Consider the following 23164-nt stretch of genomic DNA (forward strand, 5'->3'; position numbering starts at 1 on the left):
GTAACGCCAGGCACCCGACACCCCGCAAAGTCAACGGCCCCGGCATAATTTCGCGTGACGTTCACCCGGTTCGTCGCGACGGCGCGACCAACGGTGTCAGGATGGTCAGATGGACGGCGAAATCACCCAAGCAGACTCGGGACTCACAGACTTCGATGACGACTTTGACCCACTCATCGAAAAAGTCGACCCCGCGCTGCCCGACGATCGCTACCTCGACCGCGAGCTGAGCTGGCTCGCCTTCAACCAGCGGGTTCTGGAACTGGCCGAAGATGAGAGCCTGCCGGTACTGGAGCGCACCAACTTTCTCGCCATCTTCGCCAACAACCTTGATGAGTTCTTCATGGTGCGCGTCGCCGGCCTGAAGCGCCGCATCCTCACCGGGCTGGCGGTGCCGACCAACGTGGGTCGCGCCGCCCAGGACGTGCTCAGTGACATCTCGGCCGCCGCCCACGCCCTGCAGGATCGCCACGCACTGGCCTTCCAGAACCTCGTGCGCCCCGCCCTCGCCGAGGCCGGGATTGAAGTCGTCGACTGGCAGAGCCTCGATGACTCCGATCGTCGTTCGCTCCGTACCTATTTTTCTAACCAGATTTTTCCGGTGCTGATGCCTCTCGCGGTTGATCCGGCGCATCCATTTCCTTATATTTCGGGCCTGTCGCTCAACCTGGCAGTGCGGGTGCGCAACTCCAAGACCGGCAAGCAGGAGTTCGCCCGGCTCAAGGTGCCACCCATGCTGCCACGCTTCGTGCGGGTCGACCGCCGGGAGTCGGTTGACCGCATCCGCTATATCGCCCTGGAAGACCTGATCGCCAACCAGCTCGGCGATCTGTTCCCGGGCATGGAGATTCTCGAGCACCACGTGTTTCGGGTCACCCGCAACGAAGACGTCGAGATCGACGAAGACGAAACCGAGAACCTGATCAAGGCGCTCGAGAAGGAGCTGCTGCGTCGCCGGTTCGGCCCGCCCATTCGGCTCGAGATCACCGAGGACATGGACGAGGTCACCCTCGGCCTGCTCGTGCGCGAGCTCGACGTGACCGAGCAGGAGGTCTACCACCTGCCCGCGCCGCTCGACCTCGGCGGCCTGTTCGACCTGCGCATCGACCGGCCCGACCTGCACTTCGCCAAGCACGTGCCGACCACGGCGGCGCAACTGTTGCCGAGCGAGCCCAACGCCGAGCAGGACATCTTCGCCGCGGTCGCCAAGCAGGACGTGCTGCTGCACCACCCCTACGAGTCCTTTGCGACGAGCGTGCAGGCCTTTCTGGAGCAGGCCGCGGCCGACCCGAACGTGCTCGCCATCAAGCAGACGCTGTACCGCACGAGCGGCGACAGCCCCATCGTCGAGGCCCTCATCGCCGCCGCCGACAGCGGCAAGCAGGTGCTCGCGCTGGTGGAGATCAAGGCGCGCTTCGACGAGCAGGCCAACATCACCTGGGCGCGCAAGCTCGAAAAGGCCGGCGTGCACGTGGTCTACGGCCTGGTCGGACTGAAAACCCACTGCAAGCTCGCCCTCGTGGTGCGCTACGAGAAGGGTGTGCTGCGGCACTACAGCCACATCGGCACCGGAAACTACAACCCCAAGACCAGTCGCATCTACGAAGATCTCGGACTGCTGACAGCGGATGCCCAGGTCGGCAAAGACCTCACCCGTCTGTTCAACGAGTTGTCGGGTTACGCGATTGAGAAGAAGTTCAAGCGGTTGCTGGTGGCTCCGCTGCACCTGCGGAAGGCTTTGCTGAAGCACATCGCGATCGAGACCGAGAACGCGCTCGCCGGTAAGACCAGCGGCATCCGGATCAAGGTGAACTCGATGGTCGATGAGGACATCATCGACGCGCTGTACCGGGCCAGTCAGGCCGGCGTGCAGGTCGATGTCTGGGTGCGCGGCATCTGCAGCCTGCGGCCGGGCGTCGTGGGTATGAGCGAGAACATTCGGGTGCGGTCGATCCTCGGGCGGTATCTCGAACACTCGCGCATCTTCAGCTTTCACAGCCTCGGCGGAACCCAGGTGTACATCGGTAGCGCCGACATGATGCACCGCAACCTCGACCGCCGGGTCGAAGCTCTCGTGCGGCTGGTCGACCCTGAGCATCTGGTCGAGATCGATGCGCTGTTCGAACGTGCGATGGATCCGCGCACGTCGAGCTGGTGGCTCGACGCAACCGGCCAGTGGACCCGCCACGACGTCGACGAGAACGGCGTACACCTGGACGACATGCAGAACAAGTTGATGCAGCAGATCAGCGCGCGCAAGCGGCCGTCCGGGCGTCGCTAGTGGCTGTGAAATCGACCGACGTTTACGCCGCCGGAGCGGTCTGCTGGCGCCTGATTGACGGCCGCATGCACGTGCTGCTCATTCACCGCACAGTGCACGGCGACGTGACCATCCCCAAGGGCAAGGTTGACCCGGGCGAGACTCTGCCCCGCACCGCGGTGCGCGAGGTCGAGGAAGAGACCGGGCTGGCCGTCGCGCTCGGTGTTCCGCTCGGGGTCTCGCACTACGATATGCCCGACGGCCGCACCAAGATCGTGCACTACTGGGCCGCCGAAATTACGCCGGAGGCCATCGCGAAATCGACGTTCGTGCCGAACGGCGAGGTCGCTGCCATCGAGTGGGTCACCATTAAGAAGGCTCGCACCTACCTGACTTACCCGGCCGATGTGGAGATTCTCGAGACGTTCTCTGCGCTGGTCGACGCTGGCGTGACTCGCACGTTCGCGCTGATCGCGCTGCGCCACGGTAAGGCGGCGCCGCGCACTGGCGACGGTCCCGACGCGCGTCGCCCGCTGACCGCGCGCGGTGTAAAGCAGGCCGCGAGCCTGGTCGACACGATCACGGCCTGGCGCCCGCTGCGCATTCTCTCGAGCACCGCAACGCGGTGTGTCACGACGGTGGCTCCGCTGGCTGCGTTCACCGGCATCCCGATCAAGCAATCCGAGCTGATCAGCCAGGACGCCCTCGAAACCGGCGAAGCGGATGTTCGCACCGTCGTCGGCAAGCGGGTGCGGGCCCGCAAGACGGCGGTTTTGTGCAGCCACGGGCCGGTGCTGCCGGAGATTTTGCGGGAGATCGCGCTGGCGACGGGCTCGCAGCCGTCTGCGGTGCTGTCGGACGCGGCGCATTTGGACACCGGAGGGTTCTCGATCGTGCACCTGTCGTCGGAGAACCCGGCCGCGGGCATTCTGGCCGTGGAGACATACCCCGCGACTGCCTGAGCCGCAGGGCAGCAAGCGTTATCTCTCGTTCACCTTCTGTTTACCTTCAGGATGGTCGGCGGTTACTTCAGATCTCTAGCCTCGTTCACGGGCCAGCACCGGCTTGCATCAGCAAACACAGTCTTGTCAAAACCCTGAAAGGGAACACACGTGAACTTCAAGCGTTTCGGCCGTCCCGCGGTCATCGCCATTGCCGCAGGCCTCGCACTCTCGTCCTGTGCAGCAAACGAAGGCGCCGCACCGGCGTCCGACGAAGCGTCGGCCTCGACGCTCACCGGCACCCTCAACGGCGCGGGCGCCAGCTCAATGGATGCCGCCCAGCAGGCCTGGATCGCCGGCTTTCAGACCGCTAACCCCGCCGTCACGATCAACTACGAGCCCTCCGGCTCGGGCGGCGGACGCGAAGCATTCATCGCCGGCGGCACCGACTTCGCCGGCAGCGACTCCTACATGAGTGCCGACGAACTCGCCGGCACTTTCAAGTCCTGCGCTCCCGACAGCAAGGCCGTTGACCTGCCGGTCTACATCTCCCCCATCGCCGTGATCTTCAACGTCGACGGCCTCACCGACCTCAACATCGATGCTGACACGCTCGCCAAGATTTTCTCCGGCGCGATCACCAGCTGGGACGACGCTGCCATCGCCAAGCTGAACCCCGACGCGACCCTGCCGGCCACGGCCATCGCCGCCGTGCACCGCTCGGACGACTCGGGTACCACGAAGAACTTCACCGACTACCTCGGCAAGGCCGCCTCTGACGTGTGGACCGAAAAGGCCTCTGACACGTTCCCCTTCCCCGGCGAGGGTGCTAAGGGCACCTCCGGTGTGGTTGACGCCGTCACCAACGGCGTGGGAACCATCGGCTACGCCGACGCTTCGCAGGCCGGCAAGCTCAGCACCGCCAAGCTCATGGTCGGCACCGACTTCGTGGCTTACACCCCCGAGGCTGCGGCCGAGGTTGTCGCCGGATCGCCCCTCGTGCCCGACCGCGCAGCCGATGACCTCGCGCTCGACCTGAACCGCAAGACCACCAACCCGGCCGAGTACCCGCTGGTTCTGGTGAGCTACGCGATCGTCTGCAACGAGTACGCTGACCCGGCCAAGGGTGAGCTCGTCAAGGCATACATCGAGTACATCGCCAGCGCTGCCGGCCAGACCGTTGCTGAGGGAGCCGCCGGTGTTGCACCACTGACGAGCGAACTCGAAACCAAGGTCGCCGCGGTTCTCGCGACCGTCAAGTAACAACGTTTACCTACCTGCCCGGTCCTTTCTCGCACATCTGCGAGGACGGATCGGGCAGACTGGGGTGTACGGCCAGTTGCGTCCAGCCGCATGGCACCCCCGTTTCACATAATTTCACCAGCACGACGCTACTTAGGAGACCGGCATGACCACCGCTGCCGCCACGACCATCAAGGCCAGGCAACGCCCGGGCGACCGCATTTTCTCCTCGGCCACCGTGATCTCCGGCAGCCTGATCCTCGCCATGCTCGCCGCCGTGGCCATCTTCCTTCTCGTCGAAAGCCTGCCCGCGTTTGTCGCGGCGCCCGAGGATTTCAGCGGAGACGTGACCAACTTCTGGTCCTACGTAGGCCCGCTCGTGTTCGGCACGATCTACTCGGCCATACTGGCGCTGCTCATGGCCGTGCCGGTAGCCATCGGCATCGCCCTGTTCATTTCGCACTTCGCCCCGCGCAAGCTCGCGCAGGGCCTCGGCTACCTCGTAGACCTGCTCGCCGCCGTTCCCTCAGTGGTGTTCGGGCTCTGGGGCATCGGCGTACTGGCCCCGCTCGTGCAGCCGTTCTACACCACCATCGTGGAGTGGTTCGGCTGGTTCACCCCCTTCGCTGGCCCGGTCTCGGGCACCGGGCGCACTATCTTCACCGTCTCGATTGTGCTCGCCGTGATGATTCTGCCCATCATCACCGCCATCTGTCGTGAGATTTTTCTGCAGACGCCGCTGCTGCACGAGGAAGCCGCTCTGGCCCTCGGTGCCACCCGCTGGGAAATGATTCGCATGGCCGTGCTGCCGTTCGGCCTGCCGGGCATCATCTCCGCCTCGATGCTCGGCCTCGGCCGAGCCCTCGGCGAGACCATGGCCGTGGCCATGGTGCTCTCCCCCAGCCCCGAGGTGATCTTTCAACTGCTGACCGCGCAGAACTCCAACACGATCGCCGCCAATATCGCGCTGAACTTTCCCGAGGCGCACGGCGTTGGCGTGAACATTCTGCTCGCGACCGGCCTCATCCTGTTCGTCGTGACGCTGCTCGTGAACATGCTGGCCCGGGTCATTATCAACAGCCGTAAGGCATTTTCGGGAGCCAACTGATGTCATCCGTTTTGGAAGCCGCGCCGCTGACCAACTCCCTCACCGCCGGCAAGCTGCCCCGCCGTTCGTCGCTCTGGGTGCTGCTGGCCAGCTGGGCCGTGTCGGCCGCCTTCTTCACCATGCTCTACCTCTCGGGCGCCGTCGACGGCTTCAACATTGTGGGCACGGCCGTGTTCGGCACCGTGCTCTACTGCGTGGCCATCTACGTACTGTCCCGGCTGGTCGAGGGCTCGCGCAAGGCTAAAGACCGGCTGATGACGGCGCTGGTGACCGCTGCTTTCGTGATCGCCCTGCTGCCGCTGATCTCGATCATCTACACGACGGTTGTGAACGGGCTGCCCGCGTTTTTGACGCCGACGTTCTTCACCTCCTCGCAGCGCAACGTGGTCGGTGCCGGCGGCGGCGTGCTGCACGCGATCACCGGCACGCTGCTGGTCACCGGCGTGGCGACACTGATTTCGGTGCCGATCGGTCTGTTGACCTCGATCTACTTGGTGGAATACGGCCGCGGCCGGCTCGCGAGATCGATTACCTTCTTCGTCGATGTGATGACCGGCATCCCCTCGATCGTGGCCGGCCTATTTGCGTTCGCACTGTTCGCGCTGCTGTTCAACGACCCAGGTGTGCGCTTCGGCTTCGGCGGGTCGATCGCGCTGTCGGTGCTGATGATTCCGGTGGTAGTGCGCTCGAGCGAAGAGATGCTCAAGCTCGTTCCGAACGAACTGCGCGAGGCCGCTTTTGCACTGGGGGTGCCGAAATGGCTGACCATTCTTAAGGTCGTGCTGCCGACATCCATTGCCGGAATCGTCACCGGAGTCATGCTGTCGATCGCTCGCGTGATCGGTGAGACGGCGCCGCTGCTCATCATTGCCGGGTTCACGTCGAGCATGAACTACGACCTGTTCAGCGAGCGGATGATGACCCTCCCGGTGTTCGTGTACACCCAGTACGCCAACCAGGGCGCCGACTCGCAGGCCTACATCGACCGGGCCTGGGCCGGAGCGCTCACCCTGATTCTGATCGTGATGCTGCTCAACGGTCTCGCCCGCCTCATCGCCCACTGGTTCTCGCCCAAGCTGGGCCGCTAACTCTTCTTAGAAAGGACTTAAATGTCTAAGCGCATCGAAGTCAACGACCTCAACGTGTATTACAGCAATTTTCTCGCCGTCGAGGGTGTCTCGATTGTCATTGAGCCGCGCACGGTGACCGCGTTCATCGGGCCCAGCGGTTGCGGAAAGAGCACGTTCATTCGCACGCTCAACCGCATGCACGAGGTCATCCCCGGCGCGCGCGTTGAGGGCGAAGTGCTCATCGACGGCAACAACCTGTACGGCCCGGGCGTTGACCCGGTGCTCGTGCGCCGCCAGGTGGGCATGGTCTTTCAGCGGCCCAACCCGTTTCCGACCATGTCCATTCAGGACAACGTGCTGGCCGGCGTGAAGCTCAACAACCGTCGCATGAGCAAAACGGATGCCGACGACCTCACCGAAAAAGCCCTCCGCGGCGCCAACCTGTGGAACGAGGTGAAGGATCGCCTGGCGCGGCCCGGATCCGGTCTCTCCGGCGGGCAGCAGCAGCGCCTGTGCATCGCGCGCGCCATTGCGGTCGAGCCCGACGTGATTCTCATGGACGAGCCCTGCTCGGCGCTCGACCCGATCTCGACGCTGGCCATCGAGGACCTCATCGAAGAGATGAAGCAGGAGTACACGATCGTGATCGTGACGCACAACATGCAGCAGGCCTCGCGGGTGTCGGACCGCACGGCGTTCTTCAACATTGCTGGCACCGGCAAGCCCGGCAAGCTCATCGAGTACGACGACACGACCACGATGTTCTCGAACCCGAGCGTTCAGGCCACGGAGGACTACGTGTCGGGGCGGTTCGGTTAGGTCGCACTGGATTTGTCGCGTTCACGCGCGACGGCATCGACTCAGTGGACAACTTCGGTGGGTGCAGGTGGGTCTTCACCCACCGAAGTTGTCCACTGAGCCCTGTCCATAGATAGCTAGGGGGCCAGGAGGGCGGCGCCGTGGGTGGCCCGACCGGCCAGCAGCGTGGCGGCCACGGGCATCCGTTCGAAGGTGGCGTCGGAAACCGTGAGCGGGTCGCCGTCGAGTATGGCGATGTCGGCAACGTCGCCGACCTCGAGGCGGGTGCGTCCGCGGGCGGATGCCGCGAGGGCCTCGGCGCGGGAGACCACCTGGTCGGGGCGCCAGGGTTCGCGGCCGTCGCTGCGGGCGCGGGAGGTCGCAGCGCTCATGGCGGTGAACGGGTCGAGCGGCGCGACAGGGGCGTCGGATCCGAACGCGAGAGTGGCTCCGGCATTGAGCAGGGAGCGCAGAGCGAAGACGCGATCGGCGCCGGCGGACCAGTTGAGTTCGACCGCGTCACGGTCGTCGAGCGCGTGCTCCGGCTGCACGCTCGCGATGACGCCAAAGCTGGCGAAACGGGCGAAGTCCGCGGGCTGCAGGAACTGGGCGTGCTCGATGCGACCGCGAACGGATGCCTGACGCTCACGGCCACGCCGGTCCGCCGGGGCTGCAGCTTGGGAGGCTGGAACCTCGTGGGCGGCCCGGCCATGCAGGGCAGCGCGCTCGAAAGCGTTCAGGGCTACGGTGTTGGCCGCGTCTCCGATGGCGTGCACCGCGGGCAGCAGCCCGGCGCCCCGCGCTGCCACGAGAATCTCCGTGAGCTCGTCTTCGCTCACGGCGAGCACACCGCGCCCGCCGACCGGGTATTCGTCGACGCAGAAGGCCGTGCGGGTGTTCAGGGATCCGTCGATGAGCAGCTTCAGTGGCCCCACGCTGAGCAGGCCGCGGGTGTCTGCGATGCGGTCGTCGGTGTGCATCCGCTCGGCGACGGCACGGTCGAAGTCGGCGAGATAGATGCCGGCCTCGACTCTTAGTGCGTCGAACCCGCCAGCGATGCGGCGCTGCCAGACGGAACGGTTCCAGGTCATCTCGAAGTCCACGATGCCGACGACTCCGCGGGCGGCGGCCCGGGATCCGGCCTGGGCGGCGAGCGCGTCGACCTCGACGTCGGGCAGCTGGCCGAGCGCGATGGTGAGATCGAACGCGGCCTGTTCGCGCAGCAGCCCGGACTCGTCGACGTGCACACCGAATTGCTCGGCGGCGGCGCTGTTGATCCAGACACAGTGCAGGTCGTGGCTGATCAGCGCGGTCGGATGCCCCTGCGTCACGTCATCGAGACCGCGCAGGGTGGGCAGGTCGGCCCAGACCGCATCGCGGAACCGCACTCCGATGAGTGGGGTCGGGCGACCAGACGCGTCGACCTGAGCGGCGCGGCGGCCCCGCGTGCCGACCTGCGCCCGCACGAGCTCGAGGGCCTCGCGCGCCGAGACCGCGGTGGAGAGGTCGAACCGGGCTCCGGCGAGCGCCCACTGGGTCAGGTGTACGTGTTCGTCCCAGAGGCCGGGGATGACGGTGCGTCCGTCGAGGGTGGGGGCATCCGTTGTGGTGGTGGGCACGATCTGCGTGATGACGCCGTCGGTGATGTGCAGGTCGGAGAGCGTGGTGTCGCCGGGCTGCCGGACGGAGCGCAGAACGAGGTCGGGCATGGCGCGGCTTTCGGTCGAGGGGGTCTTGCCACCCTACAGGCGGGTGCGGGGCAGATCTGTCAGCCAGTTTCGGATGCCGCGAGCGGCACCTTCACCACCCATCAACTCGTGCGCAGTTCGGCGGAGCGGCCCGAAAGCGTACAGCAGAAAACCTTCAATGAGAATTTATCAGTAAACCGTAGATATCTACGGTGCAGACCACTACGGTGTGAGTCGTTCGAGGCATACCCCGCTTCGATTCGTGCCGAACCGACCGTTCTGACAGGAAATTCCCATGATCAAGAAACTCTTTGCAATCACAGCCCTGGCCACGCTGGCCGTCTTCGCCGTGCCGGCCGCGGCATCCGCTGTCACGTATGTTCCCAGTGACGGTCCGAGCCCCAAGGTGACCCGTGTCGTCGTGCCCCCGGATGAGGGGTATGTCGGCTCCAAACCAGCCTACGTGGGCTACATCGGGCTCGCCTCCACGGGCTATGACGCCTCCGTGCTGGCGATTTCGGGCGGAAGCGCCGCGCTCCTGCTCGGGCTGACCCTCGTCACCACGTCCGTCGTGCGACGAAAGCGTGCAGAAGGTTCTGTGCGCCCGTAAAGCGGATGCGGGACGGCTGGGACTCAACGGATGCCCACCGATGGGCGATGCACCCAGCTACAGCGAGGCGTAGCCCAGGTTCTTCGTGGCCTGGGCCACGATCTCGTCGGCCGTGGCATCACTGAGCCGTGCGCTGAAACGAACGCGATCGGGGAAGGCGGAGACCCTCTCTGTGCGGCTAAATAGGGTAACGAGGGGCTCGTTATTGATCGAGGACTGGTGATAGAGGCCATCCAGCACGTCACCGTGTCGCTCACAAATCGCCCTAGCCCACGCTTGCGTAGACGTCTTTTCGTTCAACATCATCGCCGCCGCCGCACCGTTGACCACCGGCCAGTTCGAGGTGAGATCGAGCAGCACTAACGGGCGAGACGGGATCCAGGAAGCAATCGTCGCCCCGCCCATCGAGCGGTCGATCACGCGGGTGGCCTGGTACACCTCTCCGAGCGCGGTGTCGGGCCGAGTGGCCGCATACATAACCTCGATGTCTAAGTACGTGCCGGTAGGCGGTGGTTGCGGGTCGAATCGCATGTTCGGGATCGGGCCATAGTGGCGCAGCTCGTTCCACGCCAGCGAGTGCGCGCCTTCCGTGCGAAAGACACGCCACAGCGACCCCGAGAAGGTGCGCACGTGCGAGCTCGGGTCAAGAATGAACGTATCCGGGGGAAAGGCCGGAACCTTCACGACTGCAGGACGCTGCTCAGAATGCCCACGAGCACCTGCGGATTGCCGCCGTTCCGCAGCCACTCCACCGGAGTCATCAGTTCACCGCTGACGCTCAGATTTGCCTGCGGCGTGGTCATAAAGCCCTGAACACTTGCGGGGTGCATGTCTCCGGGGAGCGCCTTGACCACGGCCGCGAGGCCGGGGAGCACCGGCTGCCCCGAGTCGTTGGTGAGCTGCCAGGTCGGGTAGCGACGCTTCCCTCCCGACAGGAACGCGTACAGCCCACCCTTAGCCTGGCGGTGCCTGATTCGCGAGGCGTCAAGACCGAGCCGTAGCGCCACCTCGGCGGCGCTCAGGGTCTCGGTGATTGCCGCGAGTCGCGTCGTACGCTCTGTCTGAACTAGATCCCCTCTGGCGACGCCGGCCTCAATTTGGGCGAACTCGCCCTCGCTAAATGCCCCGGACTCAACGAGGTAGTTCACCTGCTCCGTCGAGAGGGCTCCGCCGCGGGGCTGGCGTCGGTTGATCAGGTCCGCTGACTCGCGAAGGAGAGCGACCACCAAGTCGTCATCCAGGCCTTGCGCCTGTGCGACCTCCATCAGGTGCTGCACGCTCTCTTGAACTTCAGCACGAACCGTTGTGTCGGACATGTGAACTCCCAGGTCTGGACGTGCAGATAGCGCACCCAATATCATAGGCAAGAAACAGCGTGCGATCAACGTGGGGGCACGGCTCATCAGGCGGATGCAGCGCAGTAGCGCTGCACAGTTGCGTCGGACGATTCGAGAACCTGACGAACCTGCTCTTCTATGGCGCTTGTGGCCGAGAACAATCCCCGTTTGCGATATCGGGGCGGTGCTTGATGTATCTCATCAAGGTTCCCACCGGCGCGTGCACAGTTCAGCGGACCGAGCGATACCAGCGGATGCAGCATGGCCGACTTCCAAGAGAATCATCGAACGGCAGATGAGCCTCGGCCAAACCAGCACAGTCGATCTCTAGTGGCGTCTCTTAAAAGGCGACCTAGACCCCCGGTCGCAGCCGCAAACCCTGCATCCCCCCGTCAACGGCGAGCGCAGTCCCGGTCGTCGAACCGGAAGATGGGGATGCCAGAAACGCGATGGCCGCGGCGACTTCCTCGGGCTTCACAAGCCGACCGTGAGGCTGCCGTGCTTCCAGGGCGGCGCGTTCCGCGGCAGGGTCTGACGCTGTCTGCAGTAGGCGCGCTACCCAGGGCGTGTCCGCAGTGCCGGGATTGACGCAATTCACCCGAATGCCCTCGTGCACATGGTCTGCGGCCATGCTCAGTGTCAGTGCCAGGACCGCACCCTTAGATGCTGAATAAAGCGCGCGATTTTGCAGGCCTGCTGTTGCCGCCACCGAAGCCGTATTGACAATGGCGGCTGATGGCGACTTGCGCAGGAACGGCAAGGCGGCACGACTAACGCGAACAATGCCGAGAACATTAATGTCGAGGACCCTGTGCCATTCGTCCTCAGAATTATCCGCAATGGTCCCCTGGGCACCGATCCCGGCGTTATTCACGACGACATCCAGTCGACCGAACCGCTTGATCACCTCGTCAACGGCGCGCCGAACAGATTCATCGTCAGACACATCTGCTTCCACAACGAGATGCGCAACGTCTGCCCTGCCGGGCGTCAGGTCCAGTACCGCGACCTGAGCGCCCATCGCTGCCATGCGCTTTGCTGTGGCTGCGCCAATTCCCGAAGCTCCGCCCGTAACGAGCGATACCAAGCCATCCAATTCAGGTTTCATCGATTTCTCCAGTCCAGTGTTCTCTTCAAGCGGCTACGAAGGTTTGGCGCTGTCTGCCCAAGCCTTCGATTTCGATCTCCACAACATCCCCAACGCTGAGATAGGGGTATTTTCCCGACAGCGCAACCCCACGTGGGGTTCCGGTCAGCACGACGTCACCCGGTTCCAGGGTGAGGTACTGGCTGAGGTGGTAAATCAGGTATTCGACCGGGAAGATCATGTCGGAGGTATTGGAATCCTGACGCGCCTGACCGTTGACCCAGCTGCGCAGACGTAGACGACTCGCGTCCACGTCTTCTGCGGGCACCAACCAAGGCCCGAGCGGAGAGAAACCCGGTGAGCATTTTCCTTTCGACCATTGGCCGCCAGAATTTTCCAATTGAAAGGTGCGCTCAGATAGATCATTGGCCGTGACATAGCCCGCGATGTGGTCGGCGGATTCCTCAACGGTGTCGAGGTAGCTGGCTCGCCTGCCGATGACGACACCGAGTTCGACCTCCCAATCGGTCTTGGAACTGAGGCGTGGAATGCGAGTATCGTCTTCGGGGCCGGCCATGGTATTTGGTGTCTTCAGGAAGATGATCGGTACCGTGGGCGGCGCCGACCCGGATTCGGCGGCATGCTCGGCATAGTTCATGCCGATGCAGATAATCGCCGATGGGCGCGCGATTGGCGCTCCGAGGCGTTCCCCGCTCACATCGACAACAGGCAGCGTGCCATCTCGGAGAGCCTGCCGCACGGTTTCGATCCCGCCGTTTGCCAGAAAATCACCTGTGACATCGTTGGTCAACGAGGTCAGGTCATGCGCCACTTCGACGCCGTTCTCGTCAGTGTCGAGAACGGCCGGCTTCTCGGCACCAAGCGCTCCGTAGCGAATAAGTTTCATACTCTCTCCTCCACCGGAAGCAGGTTGGCCAAATAGCGGTGCAGCGCGCGGATTCCGAAGGTCCACGGCGGGAGCTCTTCGGTGATGCCTGTCACGTTTCGCAGGCTGCCGAGGAGTTGGCTCTGAATATTCACAATGTCGCCTGGCTCATGGGTGAATCCGAGCCCCTCGTCGCCTCGATCCTGGGTCGGCGAGAACAAGGTTCCGGTGAACAAGGCAAAACCGTCAGGGTACTGATGGTGTGCCCCACGGGTCGCTGCGACCAATTCTTCAAAAGGCCGGCTGATTCGGGCCACGGAGTTTTGTCCCTGCAAGGAGTAGCCGTCGACTCCCGACACAGTGAGAGCGATTTCCTCAGTGCGCAGCGTATCGATGGTGAAGGCGCTGTCGAAGAGTCGAATGAAGGGGCCGATCGCACTCGAAGCGTTGTTGTCCTTCGCCATTCCCAGAAGCAGGGCACTTCGCCCTTCCACGTCGCGAAGGTTGACGTCGTTGCCGAGGGTGGCGCCTCGTACCTCGCCGCGGGAGTCGGCCACAAGCACGAGTTCGGGTTCGGGGTTGCTCCAGGCGGAGAATGTCGGAATACCAACGCGCGCTCCGAATCCGACCGAGGAGAGCACCGGCGCCTTCGTGAACACTTCTGGGTCGGGGCCGATACCGACTTCGAGATACTGCGACCACATTCCTTGCGCCAGCAAGACCTCTTTCGTCCGGGCGGCTGCTTCGGACCCCGGACGCAGGGAGGCCAGGCTCCCGCCCAGCGCCTCGAGGACGAGCGTGCGCACCTCGGCTGCACGGGATGAATCGCCGGCACACTTCTCTTCGATGACTCGTTCGATCATGCTCTCAACGAAGGTGACCCCACAGGCTTTGACTACCTGCAGGTCAATCGGAGCGAGCAGATGGGGCCGGGTCAAGTCTTCGGCAACGGATGCCGCCACCAGGTCGGATAGCTGCCATCGAGGTTGTCCGGCGCAGGAAGCGACAAAGTCGACGGCATCCGTTCTGTCGATCAGCTCCGACACCGTGTTGACCGTATCGGTCAGGTCATACACCTGCCCGCCGCGCACAGAAACGACACGTGGTCCCCCCGTGCGTGGATCCCATACCCGACCGACCAGATGAGCATCAGCTGGGTCGAGCGGCAGAATTCCGAGGTAGTCGTCCCCGCTCATGAGTGGCTCCCTGCGCCATGATCGTGGTGTTGCCAGTGCCCATCGACACGGCGGGAGATTCGCCAGGGGTTCTCGTCCTGCAGCGCCAGAGGAAGGTGTGCCGGAGGGAAGCCCTGAAAGGCGACAGGCCGCATGAACCGGGCGATCGCGGCCGGTCCCACCGATGTCGTGCGCTCGGCGGTTGTGGCCGGATAGGGCCCGCCATGGTGTTGCGCATACGAGACGGTCACGCCGGTTGGCCACTCGTTCCACAACACCCGTCCACTCTTCTCCCGTAAGACGGCCAGGAGTGGGTCGATGTCCTCCTCGGCTTGTGCCTGCACGCTTGCGGTCAGCTGGCCGTCGAGGAGTGCGGCTAGATCGGCTAGATCCTCTCCGGGTTCGTAGCAAATCACCAGCGTCGCCGGTCCGAACATTTCTCGTTCCAGTATTGCCGGGTCGGCCCGGACGAACGCTGCCGTGGTCAGGAGCACGGTCGGAGCGGGCGATTCGGCGGAGTCGCCCGCAACGACGACCTCGATGCCGTCGGTCGCGCACATCTTCTCCAAAGCCGCATCAAACCCCGCTCGGAGCTTGGCACTCAACAAGGGCGTGCGCTGGCCCTGAGCGACCTGGGTTCCCACAACCCGAGCGACTTGTTCCCGGTCGGTGGGGGCGAACAACAATCCGGGCTTCGTACAGAACTGGCCCATGCCCATGGTGAAAGACTGCGCATAGGCCGTCAGAATCTCGTCTCCCCGCAGCGCCCAGGCCCGTTCGGTGGCAAAGACCGGGTTTATGCTGCCCAGCTCGCCGTAGAACGGAATGGGACGATCACGCGCGGCAATCCGATCGAGCAGGGCCCGACCACCGCCGGTGGAGCCGGTGAAACCGACCGCCCTGGTCAACGGATGATCGACAAGGGCTTCTGCAGCGTCACGACCAGTGACAGTCGAGAGCAGGTGCTCGGGTGCGCCAGCAGTTCGCAGCGCTTCGATGGCCACCTCTCCCATGCGGCGCCCGAGTTCCGGGTGCCCGTCGTGAATCTTGTGCACGACTGCACAACCGGCAGCGAGGGCCGATGCGGTGTCGCCGCCCAGCACGCTAAAGGCGAAGGGAAAGTTGGACGCACCGAATACACCCACGACACCGAGCGGAATATTTACTCGTCGGATGTCGGGCCTCGGGCCCATGCCCCACGCGCCATCCGCATGGTCGATGGTGGCATCGAGGTTCTCCCCGGCCAGGATTTCTGAGATGTACAGGCGCAGCTGAAAAACGGTGCGCCGAAGTTCGCCGCTAAGACGATGCTCACCCAAGTGGGTCTCCGACTGGGCCAGCGCAATCAGCTCGTCAGCGTGGTCCTCGAACGCCACAGCGATTGCCTCCAACCAGGAGGCCCTCACCTCTGGGGCCACGTCCTGCGAAGCGGTGAAAGCGGAGTGGGCGGCTTCGATCTGCTGTTCGGCACGCAGTGCGGTGATCACGAGTTGTGACCACTGCCCACAGCTGCACCCTGCGTGATCTCGAGCCAGCCGGCACCGGCCGGAAATTCCCAGCGATCACGGGACGCCGAATGCATCTCGGCGCTCGTACCCGGCAGACGAGGCGTCTGGTACCGGCCATTCTCCACCCGGACAGGCTCGGTGAAGTGCTCGTGCAGGTGGTCCACGAACTCGATCATGCGGTTGTCCATCGTGCCGCTGACGGCGGCATAGTCGAAGAAAGAGAAGTGCTGCACGAGTTCGCAGAGGCCCACACCACCGGCGTGAGGGCACACCGGGATATCGAATTTTGCTGCCAGGAGTAGGTTGGCCACGTTTTCGTTCACTCCAGCCACTCGGGTGGAGTCGATCTGCATCACGTCGATAGCTTGAGCCTGCAGCAACTGCTTGAAGACAATGCGGTTGGCCACCGCTTCGCCGGTCGCAACCTTGACGGGTGCCACCCCACGGCGAATCTGGGCATGTCCGAGGATGTCATCGGTGCTCGTGGGCTCCTCGATCCACCACGGGTCGAATTCGGCCAGTTCGTTGACCCAGTCGATCGCCTCTTGCGCTTCCCAGCGTTGGTTTGCGTCGATAGAAATCTTTACCTGGTTACCCACTGCTTCCCGCGCCAGGCGCATCCGGCGCCTGTCATCGTCCAGGTTGCCGCCGACCTTGAGTTTGATCATCCCGAAGCCGTCCGCCACGGCCTCTCGGCTCAGTCGCACCAGCTTCTCATCGCTGTAGCCCAACCATCCCGGGGTTGTCGTGTAGGCCGGGAAGCCATCCAGCTGAAGCTGAGCAATGCGGGCTTCCTTTCCGCTCGCGGCACGACTGAGCAGGTCGAGAGCATCGCTCGGAGTCAGTGCGTTCTCGATATGAGTGAAGTCAACGACGCTCACGAGCTCTTCGGCCGGCATTTCGCTCAGGAGGAGCCAGAGCGGCTTCTTTTCTCGTTTGGCGCGGAGATCCCACAAAGCGTTGGTCAACGCCCCGCAGGCCATGTGCGAGACTCCCTTTTCTGGGCCGAGCCAGCGCATCTGAGAATCGTGCACAAGACGTCGGGACGCTTCCCCGAGGTCTCCTATGAGCTCGTCGATGTCGCGGCCGACAAGGAGCTGGCCATAGGACCGGATGGCTGCGGTGACTATCTCGTTGCCACGGCCACAGGTGAACACGAATGCGTGCCCGGTCTCGCCGCCGTCGGTCTCGATGACCACATAAGCGGACGAATAGTCGGGGTCAACGTTGACGGCGTCTGAGCCGTCCAACTCGAGTGAAGTGGGAAAGCGCACGTCCTGCGTGCGAACCGAAGTGATCTTAGACATTGAAGACTCTCAATCTGATTTAGGTGAAGCCCAGCACGGCCGGTAGCCACATACTGAGCGCGGGTACAAAAGTGATGATGACGAGAGTTGCCAACATCGGGATGAAGAACGGCACCACTCCCTTAATAACTCGAGTGACCGGCACATTGGTCACACTGGACAAGACGAAGAGGACCAGCCCGACCGGCGGTGTAAGGAGCCCGATCAGAAGATTGAAGATCACTACAACTCCGAAATGAACAGGGCTGATGCCGAAGGTCTCGGCAACGGGGCCCAAGACGGGGACCAGGATGAGGATTGCAGCTGTGGGTTCGAGCACCGCGCCAATGATCAGCAACAACACGTTGACGAGAATGAGAAAGACGATCGGGCTTGATGTGAAATTCAGAATGAATTCCGCCGCAAGCTGTGGCGCTTGCTCTCGGGCAAGAACCCAACCGAACAGCGCGGCCGCGGCAACAATGAGCAAAACTGAGCCCGTCGTCTCCACGGATCCCAGCAGGATCCGATATATCTTTCGCCAGGTCAGGGACCCGTAGATCAGCGCTATAACGAAGATGTACAGCACTCCGACACCGGCGGCCTCCGTAGGGGTGAAGATGCCGCTAAGAATTCCGCCGAGGATGATCACGGCTGCTCCGAGGGCCGGAAGTGAGCCGAGCAAGGAACGGCCGCGCGCTGCCCAACCGGTTCTGGGCAGCACAAGGTGTCTCTGCTTGCGCATGAGCCACCACACCATTGCGCACAGGCAGACGATCAGCACCAACGCCGGGAGGATCCCCGCCATGAATAACGCCCCGACGGAGACGCCGGCCGTAACCGCGTAAATGATAGCCGGGATGCTCGGCGGGATCATCGGCGCAATCATTGACGAAGCGCCCGTGATCCCAAGGCTAAATTCCTCGCTATAACCCCGCTTCTTCATCGCCGGAACTTGAATCTTGCCCATGGCTGCGGCATCGGCGATCGCCGCACCGCTCATCCATGAGAACCCGAAGCTCGTAGCGATATTCACGTACCCTAAGCTTCCGCGGATGTGCCCAAGAAAGGCGATGGCCGTGGTGTAGAGCCGATCCGACAATCCGGAAATATTCGCCAGGTTTCCGAGCAGGATGAACAACGGCACCGCGAGAATCGCGAAACTGTTGACTCCGGAAACCGTTCTCTGAACGGCGATGCCCAACGAAGCGGTTGGGTCGAGGATTACATAAACGAGCGATGGCACCAGAAGTGAGATTGCAACCGGCACTCGCAGGGCGAGCAGGACCAGAAGTCCTCCGAGCATGAACAGGAGGATCACGAGTGTGGCCTTTCGGGGGTTTCCGTTGCGGTGATGTCTTCGAGGTTTGCCACAGTTACAGGTACTTGATCGGGGTGCCAAATATCCACGTAACTGTTGAGAACACCGTGGAGAAAGATCAGTCCAAAGCCGACAACCGCAGAGGCATAGACGACGCTCATCGGAATCTGGGTGGCCGGCGCGTTCAATTTGGCGGCTGACAATGCGAACTGAGTTCCCGCGATGGCCATCGAAGCCGACACCAGGAGCACGACCCCGATCGAAAATGCATTGACGGCCTTCGCGGCGATCCCCGACAGCTTCGCTGCGATCAAATCAACCGTGACGTGCAGTCGCCTGGCCATGACGAATCCTGCCGAAATAAAGGTGAGCCATACCAGCGCGAATCTCGCAAGCTCTTCCGTCCACGTGAAGGGAGAGGAAAAAACGAAACGGCTGATTACTTGGGTCAGAATGAGCATCAAGATGAGCACGAGGAGCCCAGCAGCCAACAGTCGTTCAACTGTGACCACGGCTCGTATCCCCGCAAAACGTGACTCCAGATAGTCAGGCTCGTCCGGATGAACCATCGTCATTTGTCGTCCTGGATGTCTTTGTACAGGTCGCCCCAGGTGACCGCGTTGGGAAGCATCTCTCTGGCCCGCTTCGCGAAGGCGTCACGGTCGACATCCTCATTGACAGTGATGCTGCCGTCCGCTTTCCAGTCGGCGAGGATATCTTGCTCCTGCGTTTCGACGCACTCGCGCACTTCAGTCGCGGCGATGGCCATGGCGTCTTCCAGTGCAGACTGTTGCTCAGAGCTGAGGTCCTCGAAGAGCGCCGTGTTCGTCACGATGTTGACGCCCTGAATCATGTGACCGGTGATGTTGATGAAGTCCTGAACCTCGTTGAACTTGGCCGTCGATATTGTCGGAATGGGGTTCTCCTGGGCATCGATCACGCCCTGTTGAAGCGCCAGATAGACCTCACCCAAGGCCATGGGCGTTGCCGTTCCACCCATGACCTTGGTGTTCGTCAAATAGAGGGGAGCATCGGGCGTTCGGATTTTTACGCCGCTCATATCGTCGGGACCGTTGATTTCCTTATTGGACGTCACCTGCCTGGTGCCGTAATACCAACCGGACAACACCTTGATACCGGTCTCCTCGCTCATTTCATCGTAGATTTTCGCCATGGTCGGCCCGGCAATGGTTTCGGCGAAATGATCGACACTGTCAAACAGGTACGCGGCGTCGAGGACAGCAGCCTCGTCATGCCAGACCCCGAGGAATGATGGGCCGGCGATTGCCAGGTCAAGGCCGCCGAGGGCGACCTGCTCCAGGGATTCTGCTTCAGAACCGAGCTGACCACTGGGAAAACTCTCTATGCTGATACCGCTATCTTCGAGTTCCCGGTTAAGTGCGGTTACGCCACAGGTCTCCATGGGATGACTGGCCTCGTAGACGTGAGCCAGCCTGAGGACCTTGCTGTCGCCGCTATCGGACGCATCACCCGCCGCGACCGACCCTGAGAGTCCGCAACCGGCGAGCGAAAGTGCAGCGACAGCCGCCAGCGGGAGGTGCAGGTACCTGATCAGGTTCTTCTTCACTGCACGTGCGCCACTGCGCTGAAGGCTATTCGACATTTGTGTTCTCCTTTGAACTAATTGATGAGTCGAGCTAAAACCCTGTTGAGGTTGAGTTAGTGGGGACCAGACCAGCGCGGCACTGGCGCAATGTTCAGGTGTTGCGCGAGCTGATCGAGAAGCCGTGCAGTGGATCCGCTCAGAGGAATCGTCTGTTGGTTGGATCGAGCCCGAGACTGCTCGGGATCGCCAGGCGCAAGAACTTCGTGATCCGCGCGGCCGGACGACCGGATTCGCTCCTGAAGTTTTTCAACGCGCGCTTCCGTGTGCGCACGGCCCATAAAGGCGTTGCTGTCGATCGTGATTAGAAGATGGCCCGTGTTCATACGGGAGGCCGGATTGTTCCAAATGTCTTGAGTTTCATGGGCGAACGATGCTGTCCCGAGGGATGCTGCAATCGCCTCGAGCAACGCCGACACGGCCGATCCTTTGTGACCGCCAAACGGTGTCAAGGCTCCCGCCATCGCTTCCTCGGGATCAGTCGTGGGGTGCCCGGAGGAATCCATGGCCCATCCGTCCGGAAGCTTCGTTCCTTCGTTCCTCGCCGCGATGACCTTTCCGTAGGCCCCGGTGCTTGTGGCCATGTCCGCCGTGAGGGAATGCGCCCCAGAACTCGGGGCCCCGATGGTCAACGGGTTCGTGCCGAACAGTTTCTTGCCGCCACCAAAAGGAGCGACCGTGGGCCCCGTGGTTGAGGTGAGAAAAGCGACGAAGCCAGCATCAGAAAGTTGGTCTACCCAGAAGCCCCCTGTTCCATAGTGGCTGCTGTTCTGTACGGCCACAGCGCAGACGCCACGACCGGCCGTGTGGGTCATTGCGTAGTGAACGGCACGTGCCATAGCGACCTGGCCTAAGGCGCCGTCGGCATCTAGCAGGGCGCTGGAACCAGTGTCGGTCATCCACTTCATGTGCGGCAGGCTGTTGATTCCGCCGCTCTCAATCGCTGACACGTACAGCGGCAACCGCAAAAGGCCGTGCGAGGCCGTTCCCTGCTGGTCAGCGCCGACCAGGGACAGAGCGGTTACCTCGGCGTCTGGCGCCGGGACGCTCACCCGGCGGAGTGCTCGCTTGGCAAATTCAGTCAGATCTTTGACGCCGTATCTTGCCGATTCCATCTCTATCCCCTCATTGGAAAAATACGATTAAGTGAAATACTATATATATACGTTGATGACCGCAAGGGACGTTGGATCATCGAAAATTTGGAAGACTATCCCCAGGCGGAAGTAATGAAGGAAGACGGAACATGACTCACCATCAGGGCGATAAGCCCGATTCGATACCCGTGCGACTAACGACGAGCGGCGTCTACGACCTGCTCCGTACGCAAATTCTGGACAACATCATTCCCCCAGGGACTCGGGTCAACATCGACGCCATTTCCCGTAAGTTTGGAGTCTCGCCGACACCCGTACGCGAGGCACTGCGTCGCCTGCAAGGCGACAACCTGCTGGTCACCGCCTCGAACCGCGGATACAGCACAACTCCACTTCTTGATCTGGCAGGGCTGCGTGAGCTGTTTGAGTTTCGGCTTCTCGTTGAACCGTGGGCGGCCCGCACGGCGGCAGCGAATCGTCTGGGAAATCCCGCTCACCACCTGAACGCCGAGTTGCAGACCTTCACGAAGCAGGCCGAGGGGCAAGATGATATTCGTCAGCACCTAGTGACCCATGACTCAAGGTTTCATGAGCACATTCTGGCTGCCTCGGGAAACGACGTGGTTCGCTATGCCTACGAACAGACCCATTGCCACCTTCATATCTTTCGCCTGTACCCGGCCGATATGAGTGGGAAAATCACGATTGAGGAGCATCGGCAAGTCTGGGCAGCCATTCGTGATTGTGAGCCGGCTCAGGCGGAGAACGCAATGCACGAACACCTCAAGCGCGCGTTTCAACGCTTCGCTAAGGCATTCGATGAGGCGGGTCGGGGCAAAGCCGATCTCAGTGCCTACCTCTCACCCCGGCTCGCTATTAACGACGCTCAGCTGCCGGCCTAGCAGTACTATCCGATCCAGAACATGCCAACCTAGTGACGTCCTTCTACTGCAGACAATCCATGGACACCGAAGGGGCTAGCGCTGCACGAGGGCTCCGTGGCCGCGATCGGAGACGCCCATGGCACCGCGCAAACCGAAACCGCGCTCGGTGAATTTGCGTGCGGTGCGAATGCGGCCCTCCCCCGGATCTAGCCGCAGCACGCCCTCGCTGAGCGACACCACATCGAATCGGCAGTCCTGCGCAGGGGCAGGTCCGGTCGGATCATCGCGACGCCACACGCACGAGAGCGCTCGCTTCGCGCGCCAGCCGGGCGATCTCGTCGAACCGCTCACCCGTGATCGGTGCCTTGGTGTCCATCCAGCTGCCGCCGGCCGCCGGGGCTGACCACAAACGAGACGCCGGCGTCGACAACGAGGTCAACCTGCTCGGCGTTCAACACGGTGCGTGTCATACGAGCTCCTGCACTAGTTGGGGGAAAAGGGCCGCCACGGGGTTGCGCAGCGTTCCGAGGCCAGCGAGGGTGATGGCCACGTCGTCACCGGGCTCGACGCTCGCGTAGGTACCCGGCGCGCCCATGAGCACGACATCCCCCGCGCCCAGCGTCATGATCGAGCTGAGATAGACGAGCTGCTCGATCACGTCGTAGGCCAGATCGGCCGTGGATCCGTGCGCCCGAAGAACACCGTTCACCTCGACCTCAATCGAAACGTCGCGCCAGTCCAGCTGTGTGGTGATGTACGGGCCGAGCGGGGTGAATCCGTCTCCGTTCTTGACCTGCGTCATTTTCTCGTCGAAGGCCACCTGGCCGATAGCGGTCACGTCATTGCCGATCGTGTACCCGAGAATGGCGCCGGGCACCTGGTCGGACCGCAAACACCGTGCGGTGCGCCGCAGCACGACGGCGAGTTCACCCTCGACATTGACCGCACCCGTACGCGCATCGAGCACGATGGCGGCACGCGGCCCGACGGCGGTGCGGGCCGATTTCAGGAACGCTTGCGGGGGCATCCGTCTGTCGCCGGGGCCGTTGTGGGCCATGCCGAGAATCACGCGGGGCTCGCAGGGGGCCAGAAGCGGCGCATCGGCCGCAAACGTGTCGCCGGTCAGCTGCACCTCGGGAGCAAACAGAGAACGGATGCCGCACCACCGATCCTCACGCCACACCACCGGGCGCGGTCCAGCCGGGGTCGCGATGCGAGCCAGACGCTCGGCCACACCGGGCG

Annotated in this window: 23 protein-coding genes; 8 read left to right on the top strand and 15 right to left on the bottom strand. The window is 62.9% G+C overall.

Annotated features, from left to right (window positions below; translation table 11 throughout):
- Positions 1–109 precede the first annotated feature (109 nt).
- From E3T29_RS13660 to pstB, 6 genes are all read left to right on the top strand, one after another.
- Positions 110–2281 (top strand): RNA degradosome polyphosphate kinase, encoded by a 2172-nt coding sequence (locus E3T29_RS13660; RefSeq protein ID WP_134346114.1) that lies wholly within the window; start codon positions 110–112, stop codon positions 2279–2281.
- 5 nt (positions 2282–2286) lie between these two features.
- Positions 2287–3222 (top strand): NUDIX domain-containing protein, encoded by a 936-nt coding sequence (locus tag E3T29_RS13665; protein WP_134346181.1) that lies wholly within the window; start codon positions 2287–2289, stop codon positions 3220–3222.
- 150 nt (positions 3223–3372) lie between these two features.
- Entirely contained in the window at positions 3373–4464 is a 1092-nt protein-coding gene (gene pstS, locus E3T29_RS13670; RefSeq protein WP_092341820.1) for a phosphate ABC transporter substrate-binding protein PstS, read from the top strand.
- A 145-nt stretch (positions 4465–4609) separates the two neighbouring features.
- Positions 4610–5551, top strand: coding sequence for a phosphate ABC transporter permease subunit PstC (gene pstC / locus E3T29_RS13675; RefSeq protein ID WP_092341819.1), 942 nt, complete (start codon positions 4610–4612; stop codon positions 5549–5551).
- Complete coding sequence (gene pstA, locus E3T29_RS13680) at positions 5551–6639, top strand: phosphate ABC transporter permease PstA (RefSeq protein WP_092341818.1); 1089 nt, start codon at positions 5551–5553, stop codon at positions 6637–6639. Before pstC ends, pstA begins: the two co-directional genes overlap by 1 nt.
- A gap of 21 nt (positions 6640–6660) precedes the next feature.
- On the top strand, positions 6661–7440 hold the full coding sequence (gene pstB, locus E3T29_RS13685; protein WP_092341817.1) for a phosphate ABC transporter ATP-binding protein PstB: 780 nt from the start codon (positions 6661–6663) through the stop codon (positions 7438–7440).
- Positions 7441–7556: 116 nt separating this feature from the next.
- Here the strand turns inward: pstB and E3T29_RS13690 are convergent, their stop codons facing one another.
- A complete protein-coding gene (locus E3T29_RS13690; protein WP_134346116.1) occupies positions 7557–9128 on the bottom strand; it encodes an amidohydrolase in 1572 nt (523 codons plus the stop codon).
- Between the two features lie 274 nt (positions 9129–9402).
- On the opposite strand from E3T29_RS13690, the gene E3T29_RS13695 reads away from it, so the two are divergent.
- The gene (locus E3T29_RS13695) at positions 9403–9717 is read left to right on the top strand and encodes a hypothetical protein (RefSeq protein ID WP_134346118.1); all 315 of its coding nucleotides are present in this window, start codon (positions 9403–9405) and stop codon (positions 9715–9717) included.
- 57 nt (positions 9718–9774) lie between these two features.
- Here the strand turns inward: E3T29_RS13695 and E3T29_RS13700 are convergent, their stop codons facing one another.
- From E3T29_RS13700 to E3T29_RS13750, 11 genes are all read right to left on the bottom strand, one after another.
- Positions 9775–10401, bottom strand: a complete 627-nt coding sequence (locus E3T29_RS13700) for an RES family NAD+ phosphorylase (RefSeq protein WP_166789981.1) — start codon at positions 10399–10401, stop codon at positions 9775–9777.
- Positions 10398–11033: a hypothetical protein gene (locus E3T29_RS13705; protein WP_134346122.1), complete on the bottom strand. Its 636-nt coding sequence runs from the start codon at positions 11031–11033 to the stop codon at positions 10398–10400. The genes E3T29_RS13700 and E3T29_RS13705 overlap by 4 nt, the downstream gene beginning before the upstream one ends.
- Before the next feature lie 373 nt (positions 11034–11406).
- The gene (locus E3T29_RS13710) at positions 11407–12162 is read right to left on the bottom strand and encodes an SDR family NAD(P)-dependent oxidoreductase (protein WP_134346124.1); all 756 of its coding nucleotides are present in this window, start codon (positions 12160–12162) and stop codon (positions 11407–11409) included.
- A 25-nt stretch (positions 12163–12187) separates the two neighbouring features.
- Positions 12188–13048, bottom strand: a complete 861-nt coding sequence (locus tag E3T29_RS13715; RefSeq protein ID WP_134346183.1) for a fumarylacetoacetate hydrolase family protein — start codon at positions 13046–13048, stop codon at positions 12188–12190.
- Entirely contained in the window at positions 13045–14223 is a 1179-nt protein-coding gene (locus E3T29_RS13720) for a fumarylacetoacetate hydrolase family protein (protein WP_134346126.1), read from the bottom strand. The genes E3T29_RS13715 and E3T29_RS13720 overlap by 4 nt, the downstream gene beginning before the upstream one ends.
- A complete protein-coding gene (locus tag E3T29_RS13725) occupies positions 14220–15689 on the bottom strand; it encodes an aldehyde dehydrogenase (NADP(+)) (RefSeq protein ID WP_134346128.1) in 1470 nt (489 codons plus the stop codon). The genes E3T29_RS13720 and E3T29_RS13725 overlap by 4 nt, the downstream gene beginning before the upstream one ends.
- Positions 15686–17017 (bottom strand): enolase C-terminal domain-like protein, encoded by a 1332-nt coding sequence (locus E3T29_RS13730; RefSeq protein ID WP_134346130.1) that lies wholly within the window; start codon positions 17015–17017, stop codon positions 15686–15688. Before E3T29_RS13730 ends, E3T29_RS13725 begins: the two co-directional genes overlap by 4 nt.
- 19 nt (positions 17018–17036) lie before the next feature.
- A complete protein-coding gene (locus E3T29_RS13735) occupies positions 17037–18317 on the bottom strand; it encodes a TRAP transporter large permease (protein WP_134346132.1) in 1281 nt (426 codons plus the stop codon).
- Positions 18314–18892, bottom strand: a complete 579-nt coding sequence (locus tag E3T29_RS13740; protein WP_134346133.1) for a TRAP transporter small permease — start codon at positions 18890–18892, stop codon at positions 18314–18316. The genes E3T29_RS13735 and E3T29_RS13740 overlap by 4 nt, the downstream gene beginning before the upstream one ends.
- On the bottom strand, positions 18889–19941 hold the full coding sequence (locus E3T29_RS13745; RefSeq protein ID WP_134346135.1) for a sialic acid TRAP transporter substrate-binding protein SiaP: 1053 nt from the start codon (positions 19939–19941) through the stop codon (positions 18889–18891). Before E3T29_RS13745 ends, E3T29_RS13740 begins: the two co-directional genes overlap by 4 nt.
- A 56-nt stretch (positions 19942–19997) precedes the next feature.
- Positions 19998–21056 (bottom strand): Ldh family oxidoreductase, encoded by a 1059-nt coding sequence (locus E3T29_RS13750; protein WP_134346137.1) that lies wholly within the window; start codon positions 21054–21056, stop codon positions 19998–20000.
- Between the two features lie 131 nt (positions 21057–21187).
- Between E3T29_RS13750 and E3T29_RS13755 the strand changes: the two genes are divergently transcribed.
- Positions 21188–21940 (top strand): GntR family transcriptional regulator, encoded by a 753-nt coding sequence (locus E3T29_RS13755; RefSeq protein WP_134346139.1) that lies wholly within the window; start codon positions 21188–21190, stop codon positions 21938–21940.
- A gap of 75 nt (positions 21941–22015) precedes the next feature.
- Here the strand turns inward: E3T29_RS13755 and E3T29_RS13760 are convergent, their stop codons facing one another.
- From E3T29_RS13760 to E3T29_RS13765, 3 genes are all read right to left on the bottom strand, one after another.
- Positions 22016–22159, bottom strand: a complete 144-nt coding sequence (locus E3T29_RS13760) for a hypothetical protein (RefSeq protein ID WP_370449176.1) — start codon at positions 22157–22159, stop codon at positions 22016–22018.
- Positions 22160–22269: 110 nt separating this feature from the next.
- Positions 22270–22392 (bottom strand): hypothetical protein, encoded by a 123-nt coding sequence (locus tag E3T29_RS20495; protein WP_255575308.1) that lies wholly within the window; start codon positions 22390–22392, stop codon positions 22270–22272.
- On the bottom strand, positions 22389–23156 hold the full coding sequence (locus tag E3T29_RS13765) for a fumarylacetoacetate hydrolase family protein (RefSeq protein ID WP_134346141.1): 768 nt from the start codon (positions 23154–23156) through the stop codon (positions 22389–22391). The genes E3T29_RS20495 and E3T29_RS13765 overlap by 4 nt, the downstream gene beginning before the upstream one ends.
- Between the last annotated feature and the right edge of the window lie 8 nt (positions 23157–23164).

Source organism: Cryobacterium sp. TMT1-66-1 (genome assembly GCF_004403435.1).
Lineage (GTDB): Bacteria > Actinomycetota > Actinomycetes > Actinomycetales > Microbacteriaceae > Cryobacterium > Cryobacterium flavum.